This window comes from Micromonospora sp. NPDC047548 (genome assembly GCF_040642975.1).
Taxonomy (GTDB): domain Bacteria; phylum Actinomycetota; class Actinomycetes; order Mycobacteriales; family Micromonosporaceae; genus Micromonospora.
In genome coordinates this window covers 162,853-179,820 of record NZ_JBEYTI010000008.1, presented here as the reverse complement: position 1 = coordinate 179,820, position 16,968 = coordinate 162,853, and the positions used below count along the sequence as shown (strand labels likewise).

14 protein-coding genes and 1 pseudogene are annotated in these 16,968 nt (G+C 73.1%); 5 read left to right on the top strand and 10 right to left on the bottom strand.

Annotated elements, in window-relative coordinates; translation table 11 throughout:
* Positions 1–11: 11 nt before the first annotated feature.
* From ABZ807_RS11775 to pgl, 4 genes are all read left to right on the top strand, one after another.
* Positions 12–1,661: a glucose-6-phosphate isomerase gene (locus ABZ807_RS11775; RefSeq protein WP_357155512.1), complete on the top strand. Its 1,650-nt coding sequence runs from the start codon at positions 12–14 to the stop codon at positions 1,659–1,661.
* Between the two features lie 2 nt (positions 1,662–1,663).
* The gene (zwf, locus tag ABZ807_RS11770) at positions 1,664–3,214 is read left to right on the top strand and encodes a glucose-6-phosphate dehydrogenase (protein ID WP_357155601.1); all 1,551 of its coding nucleotides are present in this window, start codon (positions 1,664–1,666) and stop codon (positions 3,212–3,214) included.
* Between the two features lie 61 nt (positions 3,215–3,275).
* On the top strand, positions 3,276–4,292 hold the full coding sequence (locus ABZ807_RS11765; RefSeq protein ID WP_357155511.1) for a glucose-6-phosphate dehydrogenase assembly protein OpcA: 1,017 nt from the start codon (positions 3,276–3,278) through the stop codon (positions 4,290–4,292).
* Between the two features lie 126 nt (positions 4,293–4,418).
* Positions 4,419–5,189 (top strand): 6-phosphogluconolactonase, encoded by a 771-nt coding sequence (gene pgl, locus ABZ807_RS11760; protein ID WP_357155510.1) that lies wholly within the window; start codon positions 4,419–4,421, stop codon positions 5,187–5,189.
* Positions 5,190–5,283: 94 nt separating this feature from the next.
* Here pgl and ABZ807_RS11755 read toward each other — a convergent pair whose 3' ends face one another.
* The 8 genes from ABZ807_RS11755 to rapZ form a co-directional block, all read right to left on the bottom strand.
* The gene (locus ABZ807_RS11755) at positions 5,284–5,628 is read right to left on the bottom strand and encodes an RNA polymerase-binding protein RbpA (protein ID WP_357155508.1); all 345 of its coding nucleotides are present in this window, start codon (positions 5,626–5,628) and stop codon (positions 5,284–5,286) included.
* Between the two features lie 130 nt (positions 5,629–5,758).
* Complete coding sequence (secG, locus tag ABZ807_RS11750; RefSeq protein ID WP_357155506.1) at positions 5,759–6,022, bottom strand: preprotein translocase subunit SecG; 264 nt, start codon at positions 6,020–6,022, stop codon at positions 5,759–5,761.
* A gap of 95 nt (positions 6,023–6,117) precedes the next feature.
* Positions 6,118–6,909 carry a triose-phosphate isomerase gene (gene tpiA, locus ABZ807_RS11745; RefSeq protein WP_357155504.1) on the bottom strand — a complete coding sequence of 264 codons (792 nt, stop codon included), beginning with the start codon at positions 6,907–6,909 and terminating at the stop codon, positions 6,118–6,120.
* Complete coding sequence (locus ABZ807_RS11740; protein WP_357155502.1) at positions 6,909–8,132, bottom strand: phosphoglycerate kinase; 1,224 nt, start codon at positions 8,130–8,132, stop codon at positions 6,909–6,911. The genes tpiA and ABZ807_RS11740 overlap by 1 nt, the downstream gene beginning before the upstream one ends.
* Positions 8,129–9,133, bottom strand: coding sequence for a type I glyceraldehyde-3-phosphate dehydrogenase (gene gap / locus ABZ807_RS11735; RefSeq protein WP_357155500.1), 1,005 nt, complete (start codon positions 9,131–9,133; stop codon positions 8,129–8,131). Before gap ends, ABZ807_RS11740 begins: the two co-directional genes overlap by 4 nt.
* A gap of 264 nt (positions 9,134–9,397) precedes the next feature.
* Positions 9,398–10,378 carry a DNA-binding protein WhiA gene (gene whiA / locus ABZ807_RS11730; RefSeq protein ID WP_357155498.1) on the bottom strand — a complete coding sequence of 327 codons (981 nt, stop codon included), beginning with the start codon at positions 10,376–10,378 and terminating at the stop codon, positions 9,398–9,400.
* A gap of 54 nt (positions 10,379–10,432) precedes the next feature.
* On the bottom strand, positions 10,433–11,395 hold the full coding sequence (gene yvcK / locus ABZ807_RS11725) for a uridine diphosphate-N-acetylglucosamine-binding protein YvcK (RefSeq protein ID WP_357155496.1): 963 nt from the start codon (positions 11,393–11,395) through the stop codon (positions 10,433–10,435).
* Positions 11,392–12,303, bottom strand: a complete 912-nt coding sequence (gene rapZ, locus ABZ807_RS11720; protein WP_357155599.1) for an RNase adapter RapZ — start codon at positions 12,301–12,303, stop codon at positions 11,392–11,394. Before rapZ ends, yvcK begins: the two co-directional genes overlap by 4 nt.
* 226 nt (positions 12,304–12,529) lie before the next feature.
* Between rapZ and recQ the strand changes: the two genes are divergently transcribed.
* Positions 12,530–14,371: a DNA helicase RecQ gene (gene recQ / locus ABZ807_RS11715; RefSeq protein WP_357155494.1), complete on the top strand. Its 1,842-nt coding sequence runs from the start codon at positions 12,530–12,532 to the stop codon at positions 14,369–14,371.
* Positions 14,372–14,432: 61 nt separating this feature from the next.
* Here the strand turns inward: recQ and ABZ807_RS11710 are convergent.
* Positions 14,433–14,561: pseudogene (locus ABZ807_RS11710) on the bottom strand (phytochelatin synthase); the annotation flags it as partial.
* A gap of 424 nt (positions 14,562–14,985) precedes the next feature.
* Positions 14,986–16,926 carry an excinuclease ABC subunit UvrC gene (gene uvrC / locus ABZ807_RS11705; RefSeq protein WP_357155492.1) on the bottom strand — a complete coding sequence of 647 codons (1,941 nt, stop codon included), beginning with the start codon at positions 16,924–16,926 and terminating at the stop codon, positions 14,986–14,988.
* Between the last annotated feature and the right edge of the window lie 42 nt (positions 16,927–16,968).

Genomic DNA, 16,968 nt, shown 5'->3' with positions numbered 1-16,968 from the left:
GGGGTGGCGACATGGGTGACCTGCTGGCCGGCCCGACGGACGCCGCCGCCGGGCTGGCCGTGCACGGCGCGGACGCGGTCGACCGGTCCGCGCCCGCGTCCGTACGGGACGCGCTGGTCGGCCGGGACGTCCCGGCCCGGCTGGCCGCCGGGGACCCCGGACTCTGGGGGCCCGGCGTCGAACAGGAGGCGAAGGCCCGCCTCGGCTGGCTGGACACCCACCGCCGCAGCCGGGAACTGCTCCCCCAGCTCGCCGAGCTGGCGGCGGAGCTGGCCGACCTGGACCACGTGGTGCTCGCCGGGATGGGCGGGTCCTCGCTCGCCGCCGAGACCATCACGCGCACCCTGGGCCGGCCGCTGACCGTCCTTGACACCACCGACCCCGGGCAGGTCCGGGCGGCGCTGACCGACCGGCTGGAGCGCACCGTGGTCGTGGTGGCCAGCAAGTCCGGCACGACGGTGGAGACCGACAGCCACCGCCGGGCGTACTGGCAGGCCTTCCTGGACGCCGGGATGACCGAGGCCGAGGCGGCCCGGCACTTCGTGGTGGTGACCGACCCGGGCTCCCCGCTGGAGGCCACCGCCGACGAGATGGGCGTGGTGGTGCTGCCGGCCGACCCCGGGGTGGGCGGGCGGTACGCGGCGCTGACCGCGTTCGGCCTGGTCCCCGCCGCGCTGGCCGGGGTGGAGGTCACCGAGCTGCTGGACGACGCCGAGGCGTTGTCGGCCGCGCTGGGCCGGGACCGGGACAACCCGGGCCTGGCGCTCGGGGCGGCGCTCGGCGCGGCGGCCACCACCGGCCGGGACAAGGTCGCCCTGGTCCCGGACGGCACCGGTCTGGACGGCCTGGGCGACTGGATCGAGCAGCTGGTCGCCGAGTCGACCGGCAAGGCCGGGCTCGGGATCCTGCCGGTGGTGGTGGAGTCCCCCCGGGCGCCCGGGGCCACCGGGCCGGACGTGCTGACCGTCAGCCACGGTGGCGCGCTGGCCGCGGGGGACGTTCCCGGCGGCGGCTGCGCCCCCGACCTGGCGGTGAACGGCCCGCTCGGCGCCCAGTTCCTGACCTGGGAGTACGCGACCGCGGTCGCCGCGGTGGTGCTCGGCGTCGACCCGTTCGACCAACCGGACGTCGCCGCGGGCAAGGACAACACCCGGCGGATCCTGGCCGCCGGGCCGCCGGCGCAGGCGCCCTCGTCCGCCGAGGGCGCCATCGAGGTGTACGCCCCGCCGGGCGCCCCCGCCGACCTCGCCGGCGCGCTGCGCCACCTGGTCGACGGGGTGGGCGACGCGGGCTACCTCGCCGTGACGGCGTACCTGGATCGGGTCGCCGACGCGGACGCGGCACGGCTGCGGCCGCTGCTCGCCGAGGCCGCCGGCCGACCGGTCACCTTCGGGTGGGGGCCCCGGTACCTGCACTCCACGGGGCAGTACCACAAGGGCGGACCGCCGGTCGGCAGCTGTCTTCAGCTCACCGGCACGGTGGACGTTGATCTGCCGGTGCCGGGTCGGCCGTACTCCTTCGGGGAGCTGCAGGCGGCGCAGGCCACCGGCGACCGGCAGGCGCTGGCCGACCGGGGTCGACCCGTGCTGCGGCTGCACCTGACCGACAGGTCGGCGGGCCTGGCCCAGCTGCTGGATGCGATCGGACGATGGCGGGCGTGACGATGGACGACATGGACCAGACGGAGCGAGGAGGCGGCGTGAACCCGCTGCGCGACGTGCAGGACCGGCGACTGCCCCGGATCCCGGAGCCCTGCGCTCTGGTGATCTTCGGGGTGACCGGTGACCTGGCGCGCAAGAAGTTGCTGCCAGCGGTCTACGACCTGGCCAACCGGGGGCTGCTGCCGCCCGGATTCATGGTGCTCGGCTTCGCCCGGCGCGACTGGGGCGACGGCGACTTCGAGTCGCTGGCCCACGAGGCGGCCAAGAAGCACGCCCGGACGCCCTGGCGCGAGGAGGTCTGGTCCCGGCTCGCCGGCAGCATCAGGTTCGTCGGCGGCTCGTTCGACGACGACGCCGCCTTCGACCACCTCGCCGTCACCCTGGACGAGCTGCGCGACACCCACGGCATCCATGGCAACGCCGCGTTCTACTTCTCCATCCCCCCGGCCGCCTTCCCGGTGGTGCTCAAGCAGCTGGCCCGCACCGGGATGGCCGACAACGCCAAGTCCGGCGGCTGGCGCCGGGTGGTGGTGGAGAAGCCGTTCGGGCACGACCTGCCGTCGGCCAAGGAGCTCAACGACCTGGTCGACGACGTCTTCACCCGCCAGGACGTCTTCCGGATCGACCACTACCTGGGCAAGGAGACGGTCCAGAACATCCTCGCCCTGCGGTTCGCCAACAACCTGTTCGAGCCCTTGTGGAACTCCAAGTACGTCGACTCGGTGCAGATCACCATGGCCGAGGACGTCGGCATCGGCACCCGGGCCGCCTTCTACGACTCCGTCGGCACGACCCGCGACGTGCTCCAGAACCACCTGCTCCAGTTGCTCGCCCTGGTGGCGATGGAGGAGCCGACCAGCTTCGACGCCGACGAGATCCGGACCGAGAAGCTCAAGGTGCTCAAGGCGATCACCCTGCCGAAGGACATCTCCCGGGGCACCGTGCGCGGGCAGTACCTGCCCGGTTGGGTCGGCGGCGAGCGGGCGGTCGGCTACCTGGAGGAGGCGGGCGTCCCGGCGGACTCCACCACCGAGACGTACGTCGCCGTGGAGCTGGGCATCCAGAACCGCCGCTGGGCGGGGGTGCCGTTCTACATCCGGGCCGGCAAGCGGCTGCCCCGCCGGGTCACCGAGGTGGCGGTCATGTTCAAGAAGGCGCCGCACCTGCCGTTCAACCCGGCCGACATGGAGTCACTCGGCCCCAACCAGCTGGTCATCCGGGTGCAGCCGGACGAGGGCGTGGTGCTGAAGTTCGGCTCCAAGGTGCCGGGCACCACCATGGAGGTCCGCGACATCGCGATGGACTTCCAGTACGGCGAGGCGTTCACCGAGTCCAGCCCGGAGGCGTACGAGCGGCTGGTGCTGGACGTGCTGATCGGCGACCGGACGCTCTTTCCGGACGCCGCCGAGGTGGAGCAGAGCTGGCAGGTGGTGGACCCGCTGGAGCACGCCTGGGCGGGCACGAAGCCGGAGCCGTACCGGGCCGGCGAGTGGGGGCCCCGGGCGGCCGACGAGATGCTGACGCGCGAGGTCCGCGCCTGGCGGCGGGCATGAGCGGGCACATCAGCAGGCACAGCGGCGTGCACGGGCACAGCCAGCGGACCGGGAGGCTCCAGTGATCGGCCTGTGGGACACCACCGGTAACGAGGTGGTCAAGGCGCTGGCCGCCGAGCGGCGCAGCGCGGGTGGGGTGGCCAGCGGCATGGCGCTGACCCTGATCGTGGTGGTGGACGAGAAGCGGGTCCGCGAGGCGGAGGCGGCGGCGACCATAGCGGCCGCCGCCCACCCGTGCCGGCTACTGGTGGTCGTCCGCACCGACGTGGAACGGGAGCGCAACCGGCTGGACGCGGAAATCGTCGTCGGCGGGCGGCTCGGCCCGTGCGAGGCGGTGGTGACCCGGATGTACGGCCGGCTGGCCCTGCACGCCGAGTCCGTGGTGATGCCGCTGCTGGTGCCGGACGTCCCGGTGGTGACCTGGTGGCACGGTGAGCCGCCGGCCGAGATCGCCACCGACTTCCTCGGCGTGGTCGCCGACCGGCGGATCACCGACGCCGCGCAGGCGGCCGACCCGATCGAGGCGCTGCGCCAGCGGGGCCGGGACTACGCCTCGGGCGACACCGACCTGGCCTGGACCCGGATCACTCCCTGGCGGACCCTGGTCGCCGGGGCGTTCGACACCATCGAGGCCCGGGTCACCGAGGCGACGGTGGTGGCGCCGCGCACCGACCCGACGGCGGCACTGATGCGCGGCTGGCTGGCCGCCCGGCTCGGCATCGAGCCGGTGTGGGAGCACACCGACGAGTTCCCGCGCATGCGTGAGGTGCAGCTGCGCTGCGCCAACGGCGACGAGCTGACGCTCACCCGTGACGACAACGTGGCGGTGTTCCGGCGTACCGGTCAGGAGAACCGGACGCTGCCGCTGGTACGCCGCCCGCTCGGCGACGAGCTGGCCGAGGAGTTGCGCCGGCTCGACGCCGACCAGGTGTACGCCGAGGCGCTGGGTGCGGCCGCCGGCATCTCCGGCCTGGAGCAGCGGCCCGCCGGGCGGGTGCACGTCTGGAAGGACCCGGCCACCGCGCAGCGGGCCGAGGCCGGGGTCACCGCCCACGCCGGCACCAGCGCGACCCCCTGACCGCTTCCCCAGGCGGGCCGGCACGGCTCGCCCGGGGGCGCGGGAGGGCGCGACGGACGGGCCGACCGGCCCCCGGGCACGACGAACACGGACCGCGCGAGAGCGGTCGGGAGACGAAGGCACAAGATGAGTGAGGCGAGTGTCGCCGTACACGCCGACGCCGACCTGCTGGCGCAGGCGGTGGCGGCCCGGTTGGTGGTGAAGCTGCTCGACGCGCAGGCGGACCGGGGTCAGGCGTCGGTGGTGTTGACCGGCGGGCGGATCGCTGCGGCGGTGTACCGGGCCGTGGCCGCGCTGCCGGCCCGGGACGCGGTCGACTGGTCCCGGGTCGACGTCTGGTGGGGCGACGAGCGTTTCCTGCCCGCCGGCGACCCGGAGCGCAACGAGACGCAGGCCCGGGCGGCGCTGCTGGACGCGGTGCCGCTGGACCCGGCGCGGGTGCACCCCATGCCGGCCGCCGACGGCCCGCTGGGCGCCGACCCGGAGGCGGCGGCCGCCGGGTACGCCGAGGAGCTGGCCCGGGCCGCACGACCCGGCCACGCCGCGCTGCCCCACTTCGACGTGCTGATGCTCGGCGTCGGCGAGGACGGGCACGTGGCCTCGGTCTTCCCCGAGCACCCGGTGCACTACGACAACCGGCCGGTCAGCGCGGTGCGGGGCAGCCCGAAGCCGCCGCCGCTGCGGACCACGCTCACCCTGCCGGCGATCAACACCGCCGACGAGGTCTGGCTGGTGGCCAGCGGCGCCGACAAGGCCCGGGCGGTCGGCATGGCGCTGGCCGGCGCGGGACCGGTGCAGCTGCCGGCGGCGGGCGTGCAGGGCGTCGCGCGTACCCTCTGGCTGCTGGACCGGTCGGCGGCGGCCGACGTGCCACCCCGGCTGCGCAGCCTGCGCTGAGCGACGAGGACGAGGACGAGGACGAGGACGAGGACGAGGACGAGGACGAGGACGAGGAGCCCCGGCCCCCGGTGGGGGCCGGGGCTCCGGCGCGTCAGTCCCGGCCGCGGCGGCGGCGCAGCGCGGCGAGGGCCTCGGCCAGGATGGCCGCCCCCTCCTCCTCGCTGCGCCGCTCCTTCACGTACGCCAGGTGGGTCTTGTAGGGCTCCGGGCGCACCCGCCCAGGTGGGTTCGCGGCGTCCCGGCCGGCGGGCAGCCCGCACCGGGGGCAGTCCCAGAGCGGGGGCGCCTCGGCGTCCACCGCCATCCTGATCGCGGTGGCGTGCCCGTTGCGGCACCAGTAGGTCACCGCCCGGCGGGGTGCGGGCTCGTAGCGCTCGGCGGGGCGTTCCGGGGCGGACCCGATCCGTGAGCCACGGATGACGTTGCCACTGGGCACGGCTGCTCGCTCCTGTCGTCGGAGGGGACCGCCGGCCGGGAGGGCGGGGCGGCGGCGACGCGGTGCACAACGAACTGCGCGCGGTCCGTGACGGACCGCGCGCAGATTGTACGCCGAGACTCCGACGGACTCAGGTCCCGCTGGTGAGCTGCAGCCGGAGCCAGAGACCGAGCCCGACGATGCAGGCGAACCAGACAATGCTCACCAGGACGGTGTAGCGGTCCAGGTTCTTCTCGGCCACTGACGAGCCGGCCAGGCTGGAGCTGACGCCGCCGCCGAACATGCTCGACAGCCCGCCGCCCTTACCGCGGTGCAGCAGGATGAGCAGGGTGAGCATGATGCTCGTGATGACCAGCAACACGATCAACGTGTATGCGAACCAGATCGGGAGCATAGCTGGGGTCAGTCCTCTCGTTACGATCCTTGCCCGGACAGATCGGGCACGGCGGCACCGACCGGTGGACGGGCGGAGTCAAGGATAGCGAGCGATCAGCGGGCGGTGTGCTCCGGGAACCGGCAGATCTTCGCGAACTCCTCGGCGTCCAGGCTGGCGCCGCCGACCAGGGCCCCGTCCACGTCCGGCTGAGCCATGATCGCGGCCACGTTCGAGGACTTGACCGACCCGCCGTAGAGGATCCGGACCTGGTCCGCCGTGCCCTGGCCGAAGGTCTCGACCAGCCGCTTACGGACCTCGCCGCAGACCTCCTGGGCGTCCTCCGGCGTCGCCGTCTTGCCGGTGCCGATCGCCCAGACCGGCTCGTACGCCACGACGACCTTGGTCACCTGCTCGGCGGTGAGCCCCTGCAGGGCGCCGTCGAGCTGGTCGCAGCAGTGCGGCACGTGCCGCAGCTGCTCCCGGATCTCCAGGCCCTCGCCGATGCAGAGGATCGGGGTGAGCCCGTTGGCCAGCGCCGCCGCCACCTTGGCGTTGACGATCGCGTCGTCCTCGTAGTGGTAGGCGCGCCGCTCGGAGTGCCCGACCACCACGTACGTGCAGCCCAGCTTGGCCAGCATCGGCCCGGCGACGTCCCCGGTGTAGGCGCCCGACTGGTACGGCGACAGGTCCTGCGCGCCGTAGCCGATCAGCAGCTTGTCGCCGTCCACCGCGGTCTGCACGGTACGCAGGTCGGTGAAGGGCGGCAGGATCACCGTCTCGACGTCGGTGAGCTGCTTCTCGGTCAGGCTCGCGGCCAGCTTCTGCACCAGCAGGTTGGCCTCGAGGTGGTTCAGGTTCATCTTCCAGTTGCCGGCCATCAGCGGCCGGCGGGTGACACTCGCCATCACTTCTCCAGGGCCGCGATGCCGGGGAGGGTCTGGCCCTCCAGGTATTCCAGGGAGGCGCCGCCACCGGTGGAGATGTGATCGAAAGCGGATTCGTCCAGGCCGAGGGCACGGACCGCCGCCGCGGAGTCACCGCCACCGACCACGGTGAACGCGTCGGCCTTCGCGATCGCCTCGGCGACCCCGCGGGTGCCGTTGGCGAACGCCGGCATCTCGAACACCCCCATCGGGCCGTTCCAGAAGATCGTCCGCGCGCCGCCCGGCCCGCCGCGCTGGGCGTCCTTGATGGCGGCGGCGAACCCGGCGACCGTCTCCGGGCCGATGTCCAGCCCGACCCGGTGGCTCGGGATGCCGTCGACGGGCACGGTGTCGTGCGCGGCGTCCGGCGCGAACGCGTCCGCGGCCACCACGTCGACCGGAAGCATGATCTTGCCCTCGGAGCGTGCCAGCAGGTTGCCGCAGGTCTCGACCATCTCCTCCTCCAGCAGCGAGCTGCCCACCTCGTGGCCCTGCGCCTTGAGGAAGGTGAAGCACATGCCGCCGCCGATGAGCAGCCGGTCGACCTTCGGCAGCAGCGCCTCGATGACCGCCAGCTTGTCGGAGACCTTGGACCCGCCGAGCACCACCACGTACGGGCGCTCCGGCTCGCCGGTCAACCTGGACAGCACCTCCACCTCGCGCAGCACCAGCCGACCGGCGACGTGCGGCAGCCGGGCCGGCACGTCGTACACGCTGGCGTGCTTGCGGTGCACGGCGCCGAACGCGTCGTCGACGTACGCCTCACCGAAGGCGGCGAGCTGGTCGGCGAACGCGCCCCGCTCGGCGTCGTCCTTGCTGGTCTCACCGGCGTTGAAGCGCAGGTTCTCCAGCAGGGCGACCTGGCCGTCGGCCAGCGCCTCCACAGTGGAGCGGGCCGAGTCGCCCACGGTGTCGGACGCGAAGTGCACCGGCGCGCCGAGCAGTTCGCCGAGGCGACCGGCGACCGGGCGGAGGCTGAACTGCGGATCGGGCGTGCCCTTCGGGCGGCCCAGGTGCGAGCAGACGACCACCTTGGCGCCGGCGGAGACCAGCGCGCTCAGGGTCGGCAGGACCGCGCGGATGCGGCCGTCGTCCGTGATGTCCCCGGTCTGCTTGTCGAGCGGAACGTTCAGGTCGGCGCGCACCAGCACGCGCCGACCCGACACCCCCTCGGCGAGCAGGTCGTCGAGGTTGCGGATGCTCACAGCGAGGAACCCACCAGCTTGACCAGGTCGACGAGGCGGTTGGAGTAGCCCCACTCGTTGTCGTACCAGCCGACGACCTTGACCTGGTTGCCGACGACCTTGGTCAGCGGCGCGTCGAAGATGCAGGACGCCGGGTCGGTGACGATGTCCGAGGAGACGATCGGGTCCTCGTTGTAGATCAGGATGCCCTTGAGCGGGCCGTCGGCGGCGGCCTTCATCGCGGCGTTGACCTCGTCCACGCTGGTCTCGCGGCCGACGTTGACGGTCAGGTCGGTGGTCGAGCCGGTCGGGATCGGCACCCGCAGCGCGTAGCCGTCCAGCTTGCCCTTCAGCTCCGGCAGCACCAGACCGATCGCCTTGGCGGCGCCGGTCGAGGTGGGGACGATGTTCAGCGCGGCGGCCCGGGCCCGGCGCATGTCCTTGTGCGGCGCGTCCTGCAGGTTCTGGTCCTGGGTGTACGCGTGGATGGTCGTCATCAGACCCTGCTGGATGCCGAACGTGTCCTGCAGGACCTTCGCCATCGGGGCCAGGCAGTTGGTGGTGCAGGAGGCGTTGGAGATGATGTTGTGCTTGGCCGGGTCGTACCGGTCGTGGTTGACGCCCATCACGACCGTGACGTCCTCGTTCTTCGCCGGGGCGGAGATGATGACCTTCTTGGCCCCGCCGTCGATGTGCGCCTTCGCCTTGGTGGCGTCGGTGAAGAAGCCGGTGGACTCGATGACGACGTCCACGCCCACCTCGCTCCACGGCAGCTTCGCCGGGTCCTTCTCCTCGTACACCTTGATGGTCTTGCCGCCCACGGTGATCTCGTCGGCGGTGGCCTTCACCTCGTGCGGGAGGCGACCCAGGATGCTGTCGTACTTGAGCAGGTGGGCGAGCGTCGCGTTGTCGGTCAGGTCGTTGACCGCCACCACCTCGACGTCAGCGCCGGACGCCAGCACTGCCCGGAAGAAGTTACGGCCGATCCGGCCGAAGCCGTTGATGCCAACCCGGATGGTCACAGGTCCCATCTCCTCGCGTTCTGGTCCGCCGGCGTCAGACCCGGGCCGGCGGAGGTGTGTGCGCCGACCGTTGGAGCCGGCCGTTGACGGTTCATCTCGGCCACCCCGCCGCGGTCTGGGAAGACCTGACCGCCGGAGGCGGTGAGCACGACGAGGAGTGCCTGTGCCGGCCCCCTTGCCGTACGCAGCGACCCTATCCGAGCGTGCGGCGTCACGCTGCGGCGGGTCGTGATCCCGCTCGCATCGTCCCGCCCCACCGTCCTATCAGACCACGAGCATGTCGGGCGTGACGGCCGCTTCCGTATCCGGGATGCCCAGGTCGTGGGCCCGCTTGTCGGCCAGCGCCAGCAGCCGGCGGATCCGGCCGGCGATGGCGTCCTTGGTCAGCGGCGGGTCGGCCAGCGTGCCCAGCTCCTCCAGCGAGGCCTGCCGGTGCTCCAGGCGCAGTTGCCCGGCCGAGGTCAGGTGGTTGGGGGCGTCGTCGGCCAGGATCTCCAGCGCCCGGGTCACCCGGGCGGCGGCGGCCACCGCGGCGCGGGCCGAGCGGCGCAGGTTGGCGTCGTCGAAGTTGGCCAGCCGGTTGGCGGTGGCCCGGACCTCGCGGCGGACCCGGCGCTCCTCCCAGGCCAGCACACTGGAGTGCGCGCCGATCCGGGTGAGCAGCGCGGCGATCGCGTCGCCGTCCTTGACCACCACCCGGTCCACCCCGCGCACCTCGCGGTTCTTGGCGGTGATGCCGAGCCGGCGGGCCGCGCCGACCAGGGCCAATGCGGACTCCGGCCCCGGGCAGGTGATCTCCAGCGCGCTGGAGCGGCCCGGCTCGGTCAGCGAGCCGTGCGCCATGAAGGCGCCTCGCCAGGCGGAGACCGCGCAGCACACGTTCGCCGCCACCACGTGCGGCGGCAGGCCGCGCACCGGGCGGCCGCGCACGTCGAGCAGGCCGGTCTGCCGAGCCAGGGCCTCGCCGTCCTTGACCACCCGGACGATGAAGTGGCTGCCCTTGCGCAACCCGCCGGAGGCCAGCACATGGATCTCGCTGGGGTAGCCGTACACCTCGGCGATCTCCCGGCGCAGCCGCCGGGCCACCGCCCCGGTGTCCAGCTCGGCCTCCACCACCACGCGACCGGAGACGATGTGCAGCCCGCCGGCGAAGCGCAGCAGCGCGGCCATCTCCGCCCGCCGGCAGCAGGGCTTGGGCACGTCGACCCGACTCAGCTCGTCCTTGACCGCAGCCGTCATCGCCATTCTGCGCCCCTCCACGGACCGGTACCGGCGTGTCGCCGATGATTACGTACGTGCTTAACGATCGGCGCCCAGGACAGGCACCAACGCGGCGCCCAGGGCGGCCGGATCATGACGGGGAGAGCCGTCGGGGACGGCAACGGGGGCGAGGACCAGCCGGGCACCCAGCGATTCTGCCGCACGTCCAGCCGGTTCGGGGTCACCCACCGCCTTGGAATCGGCCAGCACGAAGTCCACGGTGAGCTGCGGCAGGTACGAGTGCAGGGCGGTCAGGTGGTCGGCGACGGAGAGGCCGAGGGTCTCCTTCTCGGCCGCCAGGTTGAGGGTGACCAGCCGTCGGGCCCGGCTGGTCACGATCGCGGCGGCCAGCCCCGGCACCAGCAGGTGCGGCAGCACGCTGGTGTACCAGCTGCCCGGCCCGAAGATCAGCCAGTCGGCCTCGCCCACTGCGGCCACCGCCTCGGCGCAGGCGGCCGGGGCGGTGGGGGTGAGCCGCAGGGACTCCACCCGGCCGGTGGTCACCGCGACCTGGTGCTGGCCGCGCAGGGTGCGAACCTCCTCGGGGTGCTGCGGGTCGGCGCCGCGCACCCGCGCCTCGATGCCCACCGGCTGGCGGGACATCGGCAGCACCCGGCCCACCGCGCCGAGCATCGCCCCGGCGTGCTTCAGCGCGGCCACCGGGTCGCCGAGCTGCTCCATCAGGCCGCAGAGCACCAGGTTCCCCACCGCGTGCCCGGCCAGCCCGTCGCCGGAGTCGCCGGCGAACCGGTGCTGGAAGAGTCCGGCGCTGCGCCGGGTGGCCGGGTGGTCGCCGGCCAGCGCGACGAGGGCCTGCCGCAGGTCGCCCGGGGGCAGGCCGCCACGCTCGGCGCGCAACCGGCCGCTGGAGCCGCCGTCGTCGCCGACGGTGACCACCGCCGTGATGTCCAGGTCGAGGTCGCCGGCGCAGTGCCGCAGCGCGCGCAGCGAGGCGGAGAGCCCGTGCCCCCCGCCGAAGGCGACCACCTTCGTCGCCGTCATTCCCGCCCCAGGTCCCGGTGCTGCGCGTAGGCGGCCAGATCCGACTGGCGCAGCCGGCCGGCCAGTTCCTCGGCGATGGCCACGCTGCGGTGCTTCCCGCCGGTGCAGCCGACCGCCACGGTCAGGTAGCGCTTGCCCTCCCGCTCGAAACCGGCGGTGGTGGCGTTGACCAGGTCGGCGTACGCGGCGACGAAGGCGTCCGCGCCCTCCTGGCCCAGCACGTACGCGCTGACCGCCTCCTCCCGCCCGGTGTGCTCGCGCAGCTCCGGCACCCAGTACGGGTTGGGCAGGAACCGGGCGTCGAGCACGAAGTCGGCGTCCGGCGGCAGTCCGTACTTGAAGCCGAAGGAGAGCACGGTGACCCGCAGCCGGCGGGCGTCCTCGCCACCGAAGAGCTCCTCGATGCGCCGCCGCAGCTGGTTGACGTTCAGGTGGCTGGTGTCGATGATCACGTCGGCCTGGTCGCGGGCCTCCTCCAGCAGGCCGCGCTCCACGGCGATGCCGTCGGCCAGCCGCCCCTCGCCCTGCAGCGGGTGCGAGCGCCGGACGCTCTCGAACCGGCGGATCAGCACCTCGTCGTCGGCGTCGACAAAGACCACCCGGGGCGAGAAGCCACGCTCGCGCAGCTCGCGGATCGCCCCGGCGAGGTCGGTGGAGAAGGCCCGCGAGCGCACGTCCAGCACCATCGCGGTACGCCGGGCCGCGCCGCCGGCCTTGACCGCCAGCTCGGCCATGTCCAGCATCAGCGCCTGGGGCAGGTTGTCCACCACGTAGTAGCCGACGTTCTCCAGGGCCCGGGCGACCGTGCTGCGACCGCCCCCGGACAGCCCGGTGACCACCACCAGCGTGGTCTCCGCCTCCGCCGTCGCCGCGCCGCCGTCCGGGGCGTACCCGTCGGCCGTCCGCACCTCGCTCACCTACTACCCCCCAGCCGTGCCGCGTCCGGTTCGTCCCGGACCCGCATGGTCGATCAGCGACTCTATCCCGCCGGGCGGCATCGATCGGTTCCCGCCCGTCCGACCGGCGCCGGTGTCGGCAGACCCGGCCTTCGGAAAAACCGGCCCCAGCCGACCCGGTATTCCCGCCCCGGGTCGGCGACGACCGGTTGTCGGCGCCGGCTCGTAGACTGCGCGGATGACCTCCCCCACCGACCTGCGCACCGAGGACGCGCTGCGGGTGCTCCGCCGGGTCTTCGGCTACGACGCCTTCCGCGGCTTCCAACGGGAGGTCATCGACCACGTGGTGGCCGGCGGCGACGCGCTGGTGCTGATGCCCACCGGCGGCGGCAAGTCGCTGTGTTACCAGATCCCCGGCCTGGTCCGCGACGGCGTGGCGGTGGTCGTCTCCCCGCTGATCGCGCTGATGCAGGACCAGGTCGACGCGCTGACCGCGGTCGGCGTCCGGGCCGGGTTCCTCAACTCGACGCAGGACCTGGAAGCTCGCCGCCAGGTCGAGAAGGCCTTCCTCGCCGGCGAGTTGGACCTGCTCTACCTCGCCCCGGAGGCGCTGGGCTCCCGGGCCACCCTCGGCCTGCTCGACCGGGGCCGGATCGCCCTGTTCGCCATCGACGAGGCGCACTGCGTCTCGCAGTGGGGGCACGACTTCCGCCCCGACTACCTCGCCCTGTCGATGCTGCACGAGCGGTGGCCGCAGGTGCCCCGGATCGCGCTCACCGCCACCGCGACCAGCGCCACCCGTGCCGAGATCGCCACCCGGCTCAAGCTGACCGACGCGCGGCACTTCGTGGCCAGCTTCGACCGGCCCAACATCCAGTACCGCATCGTGCCCAAGAAGGAGCCGCGCCGGCAGCTGCTCGCCCTGCTGCGCGACGAGCACCCCGGCGACGCCGGCATCGTCTACTGCCTGTCCCGAGCTTCGGTGGAGAAGACCGCCGAGTTCCTGGTCGCCAACGGGGTCGCCGCGCTGCCTTACCACGCGGGACTGGACGCGACCACCCGGGCGACCAACCAGCAGCGCTTCCTGCGCGAGGACGGCCTGGTGATGGTGGCGACCATCGCCTTCGGGATGGGCATCGACAAGCCGGACGTCCGGTTCGTCGCCCACCTCGACCTGCCGAAGTCGGTGGAGGGCTACTACCAGGAGACCGGGCGCGCCGGGCGGGACGGGCTGCCGTCGACCGCCTGGCTGGCGTACGGACTGCAGGACGTGGTGCAGCAACGCAAGATGATCGAGACGTCGGAAGGCGACCTCGCACACCGGCGCAACCTCGCCACCCACCTCGACGCGATGCTGGCCCTCTGCGAGACGGTCCGCTGCCGCCGGGTGCAGCTGCTGGAATACTTCGGCGACACCGGCGAGACCGGCTGCGGCAACTGCGACACCTGCCTCACCCCGCCGGAGACCTGGGACGGCACGGTGCCGGCACAGAAGCTGCTCTCCACCGTCTTCCGGCTGGACCGGGAACGCAACCAGCGCTTCGGCGCCGGGCACTGCGTCGACATTCTGCTCGGCCGGCAGACCGACAAGATCGCCCAGTACGGCCACGAATCGCTGAGCACCTTCGGCATCGGCGCCGAGCTGCGGGAGGCCGAGTGGCGCGGGGTGGTCCGGCAACTGCTCGCCGAGGGCCTGCTCGCGGTCGAGGGCGACTACGGCACCCTGGCGCTGACCGATGCCAGCGCGGAGGTGCTGGGCCGCCGCCGCACGGTGACCATGCGCCGCGAGCCGGAGCGGCCGGCCGCCGCCCGCTCGGCCAAGCCGCGCGGCGCCGCCACGGTGACCGCCGAGCTGACCCCGGCCGCCGCGTCGCTGTTCGAGCGGCTGCGCGCCTGGCGGGCGGCCACGGCGAAGGAGCAGGGCGTGCCCGCGTACGTGATCTTCCACGACGCGACCCTGCGCCAGATCGCCACCGACGCGCCCACCTCGCTGGCCGGGCTCTCCGGGGTCAGCGGCGTCGGGGAGAACAAGCTGGCCAAGTACGGCGAGGCCATCCTCGCCGTACTTGTCGAGGGCTGACAGCAGCGGAGACGACAAGGGCCGGCCCCCGGGTGGGGGCCGGCCCTGTCGTTGTGGTGTGTCAGGAGGTGGCGGAGTAGCCGCGGGTGGCGATCCAGTCGGCGAGGTTGTCCACGCTGATGCGGTAGGAGGCCATGTTCGGGTCGGCCGAGTCGGCGATGGTGACGGTCTTGCCGCCGTCGCGGTAGCCGGCCCGTCTGCCATTCCACCGCCGGCCTGACCATGGCCACGGGACCCCGGAGGTCCAACCGGACATCGGGTCGGTAGACACCCGTCCGGAAACGGACATCAAGGCGTCGAGCCGGTGGGTGGGTGACGACCTCCGTCCGGGCGTCCGGCGTCATGCCACGGAGCCCAACGCTCAGTCGACGCCCCTGCACGGGTACCCGCGGGCCAGGCCGGGGGTGATCAACTCCCTTTGCGGGATGTCGCGGCATCCCCGCCGCCGGGACACCGCAACACGCCGCAAACGGGGCGGGCACCCCGGCATGAGCATCCCGGCATGAGCACGCCGCCCGGAGCACCCCGCCCGGGGTGGCCAATACCGAGTTGGGTCGACCCCGAGGTGCGCTCCGGATCGTGGGCGGCGAGGGGAACGGCCGACTGCCGGAGGGTCAGTGACCCGGACCCGCCTTGGTGCCGTCGTCCAGGGCGGCGAGAATGGCCTCCGCGGTCCGCTTCCCCACTCCGGGCACCTCGGTGATCTCCTCCACGGTCGCGGCGGAGAGCCGCTTGAGCGAGCCGAAGTGCCTCAGCAGCGCCTTGCGGCGTACCTCGCCGAGGCCGGGGACGTTGTCCAGCGCGGACTCGGTCATCCGCTTCGAGCGGCGCTGGCGGTGGAAGGTGATGGCGAAGCGGTGCGCCTCGTCGCGGACCCGTTGCAGCAGGTAGAGCCCCTCGGATGTGCGCGGGAGGATGATCGGGAACTCGTCGTCGGGCAGCCAGACCTCCTCCAGCCGCTTGGCCAGGCCGCAGAGCGCCACGTCGTCGATGCCCAGCTCCGCGAGGGCCTGGGCGGCCGCCGCCACCTGCGGCGCGCCGCCGTCGACCACCACCAGCTGCGGCGGGTACGCGAACTTCCGCGGCCGCCCGGTGGTCGGGTCGATGCCGGGCCGGTCGGGGTCCGACGCGGTCTCCTCGCCCAGCTCGCCCGTCTCGGCGCGGGCGTCGAGGTAGCGGGCGAAGCGGCGGCGCAGCACCTCCGACATGGCGGAGAGGTCGTCGGTGGCGCCCCGGACGATGAACCGGCGGTATTCGCTCTTGCGGGGCAGCCCGTCCTCGAAGACGACCATGCTGGCCACCACGTCGGTGCCCTGGATCTGGGAGACGTCGAAGCACTCGATGCGCAGCGGCGAGGTGCGCATGGTGAGGGCGTCGCTGATCTCGTCGAGCGCCTTGCTCCGGGTGGTCAGGTCGCCGGCCCGCTTGAGCTTGTGCCGGGCGAGCGCGTCCTTCGCGTTGCGCTCCACGGTCTCCAGCAGGGACTTCTTGTCGCCACGTTGCGGCACCCGCAGGCTCACCCGGCTGCCCCGCTTGGTGGCGAGCCAGTCGGCGAGCGCGTCGGCGTCGGCCGGCAGCTCGGGGACCAGCAGCTCGCGGGGCACGTCCGCCTCGCCCTGCTCGCCGCCGTAGACCTGGGTGCAGAAGTGGTGCACCAGGTCGCCAGTGCTCAGCTCCTCGGTCTTCTCCACCACCCAGCCGCGCTGGCCGCGCACCCGGCCGTCGCGGACGTGGAAGACCTGCACGGCGGCTTCGAGGGGGTCGTCGGCGAAGGCGACCACGTCGGCGTCGGTGCCGTCGCCGAGCACCACGGTCTGCTTCTCCATTGCCCGGCGCAGCGCGGCGACGTCGTCGCGCAGCCGGGCGGCCCGCTCGAACTCCAGCTGCCCACTGGCCTCGGTCATCTCGCGTTCCAGCTTGCGGACCATGGTGTCGGTGCGGCCGGCCATGAAGTCGCAGAAGCCGTCGACGATGTCGCGGTGCTCGTCGGCGGAGACGCTGCCGACGCAGGGCGCGGAGCACTTGCCGATGTAGCCCAGCAGGCAGGGCCGGCCCACCTGGCCGGCCCGCTTGAACACGCCGGAGGAGCAGGTCCGCGCCGGGAAGACGCGCAGCAGCAGGTCCAGCGTCTCGCGGATCGCCCAGGCGTGCGAGTACGGCCCGAAGTAGCGCACCCCCTTGCGCTTGGCGCCGCGCATCACCTGCAGACGCGGGTACTCCTCGTCGAGGGTGACCGCCAGGTAGGGGTAGGACTTGTCGTCGCGGTAGCGGACGTTGAACCGGGGGTCGTACTGCTTGATCCAGGTGTATTCGAGCTGGAGCGCCTCGACCTCGGTGCCGACGGTGACCCAGTCCACCGACTCGGCGGTGGTGACCATCTGCTGGGTGCGCTGGTGCAGGCCCCAGAGGTCGGCGAAGTAGGAGTTGAGCCGGCTGCGCAGGTTCTTCGCCTTGCCGACGTAGATCACCCGGCCGGTGCCGTCGCGGAAGCGGTAGACCCCCGGTGACTCCGGGATGGTGCCGGGCGCGGGACGGTAGGTCGAGGGGTCAGCCACCCGTCAAGCCTAATCCGCACCCCCGACACCGCCGGGCAGGAG

What these genes read in the sequence shown, in the direction of transcription:
- ABZ807_RS11775 (WP_357155512.1), top strand. Translation starts at nt 12, where the DNA reads ATGGGTGACCTGCTGGCCGGCCCGACGGACGCCGCCGCCGGGCTGGCC.
- zwf (WP_357155601.1), top strand. Translation starts at nt 1,664, where the DNA reads ATGGACGACATGGACCAGACGGAGCGAGGAGGCGGCGTGAACCCGCTG.
- pgl (WP_357155510.1), top strand. Translation starts at nt 4,419, where the DNA reads ATGAGTGAGGCGAGTGTCGCCGTACACGCCGACGCCGACCTGCTGGCG.
- secG (WP_357155506.1), bottom strand. Translation starts at nt 6,022, where the DNA reads ATGCTCCCGATCTGGTTCGCATACACGTTGATCGTGTTGCTGGTCATC.
- tpiA (WP_357155504.1), bottom strand. Translation starts at nt 6,909, where the DNA reads ATGGCGAGTGTCACCCGCCGGCCGCTGATGGCCGGCAACTGGAAGATG.
- whiA (WP_357155498.1), bottom strand. Translation starts at nt 10,378, where the DNA reads ATGGCGATGACGGCTGCGGTCAAGGACGAGCTGAGTCGGGTCGACGTG.
- yvcK (WP_357155496.1), bottom strand. Translation starts at nt 11,395, where the DNA reads ATGACGGCGACGAAGGTGGTCGCCTTCGGCGGGGGGCACGGGCTCTCC.
- recQ (WP_357155494.1), top strand. Translation starts at nt 12,530, where the DNA reads ATGACCTCCCCCACCGACCTGCGCACCGAGGACGCGCTGCGGGTGCTC.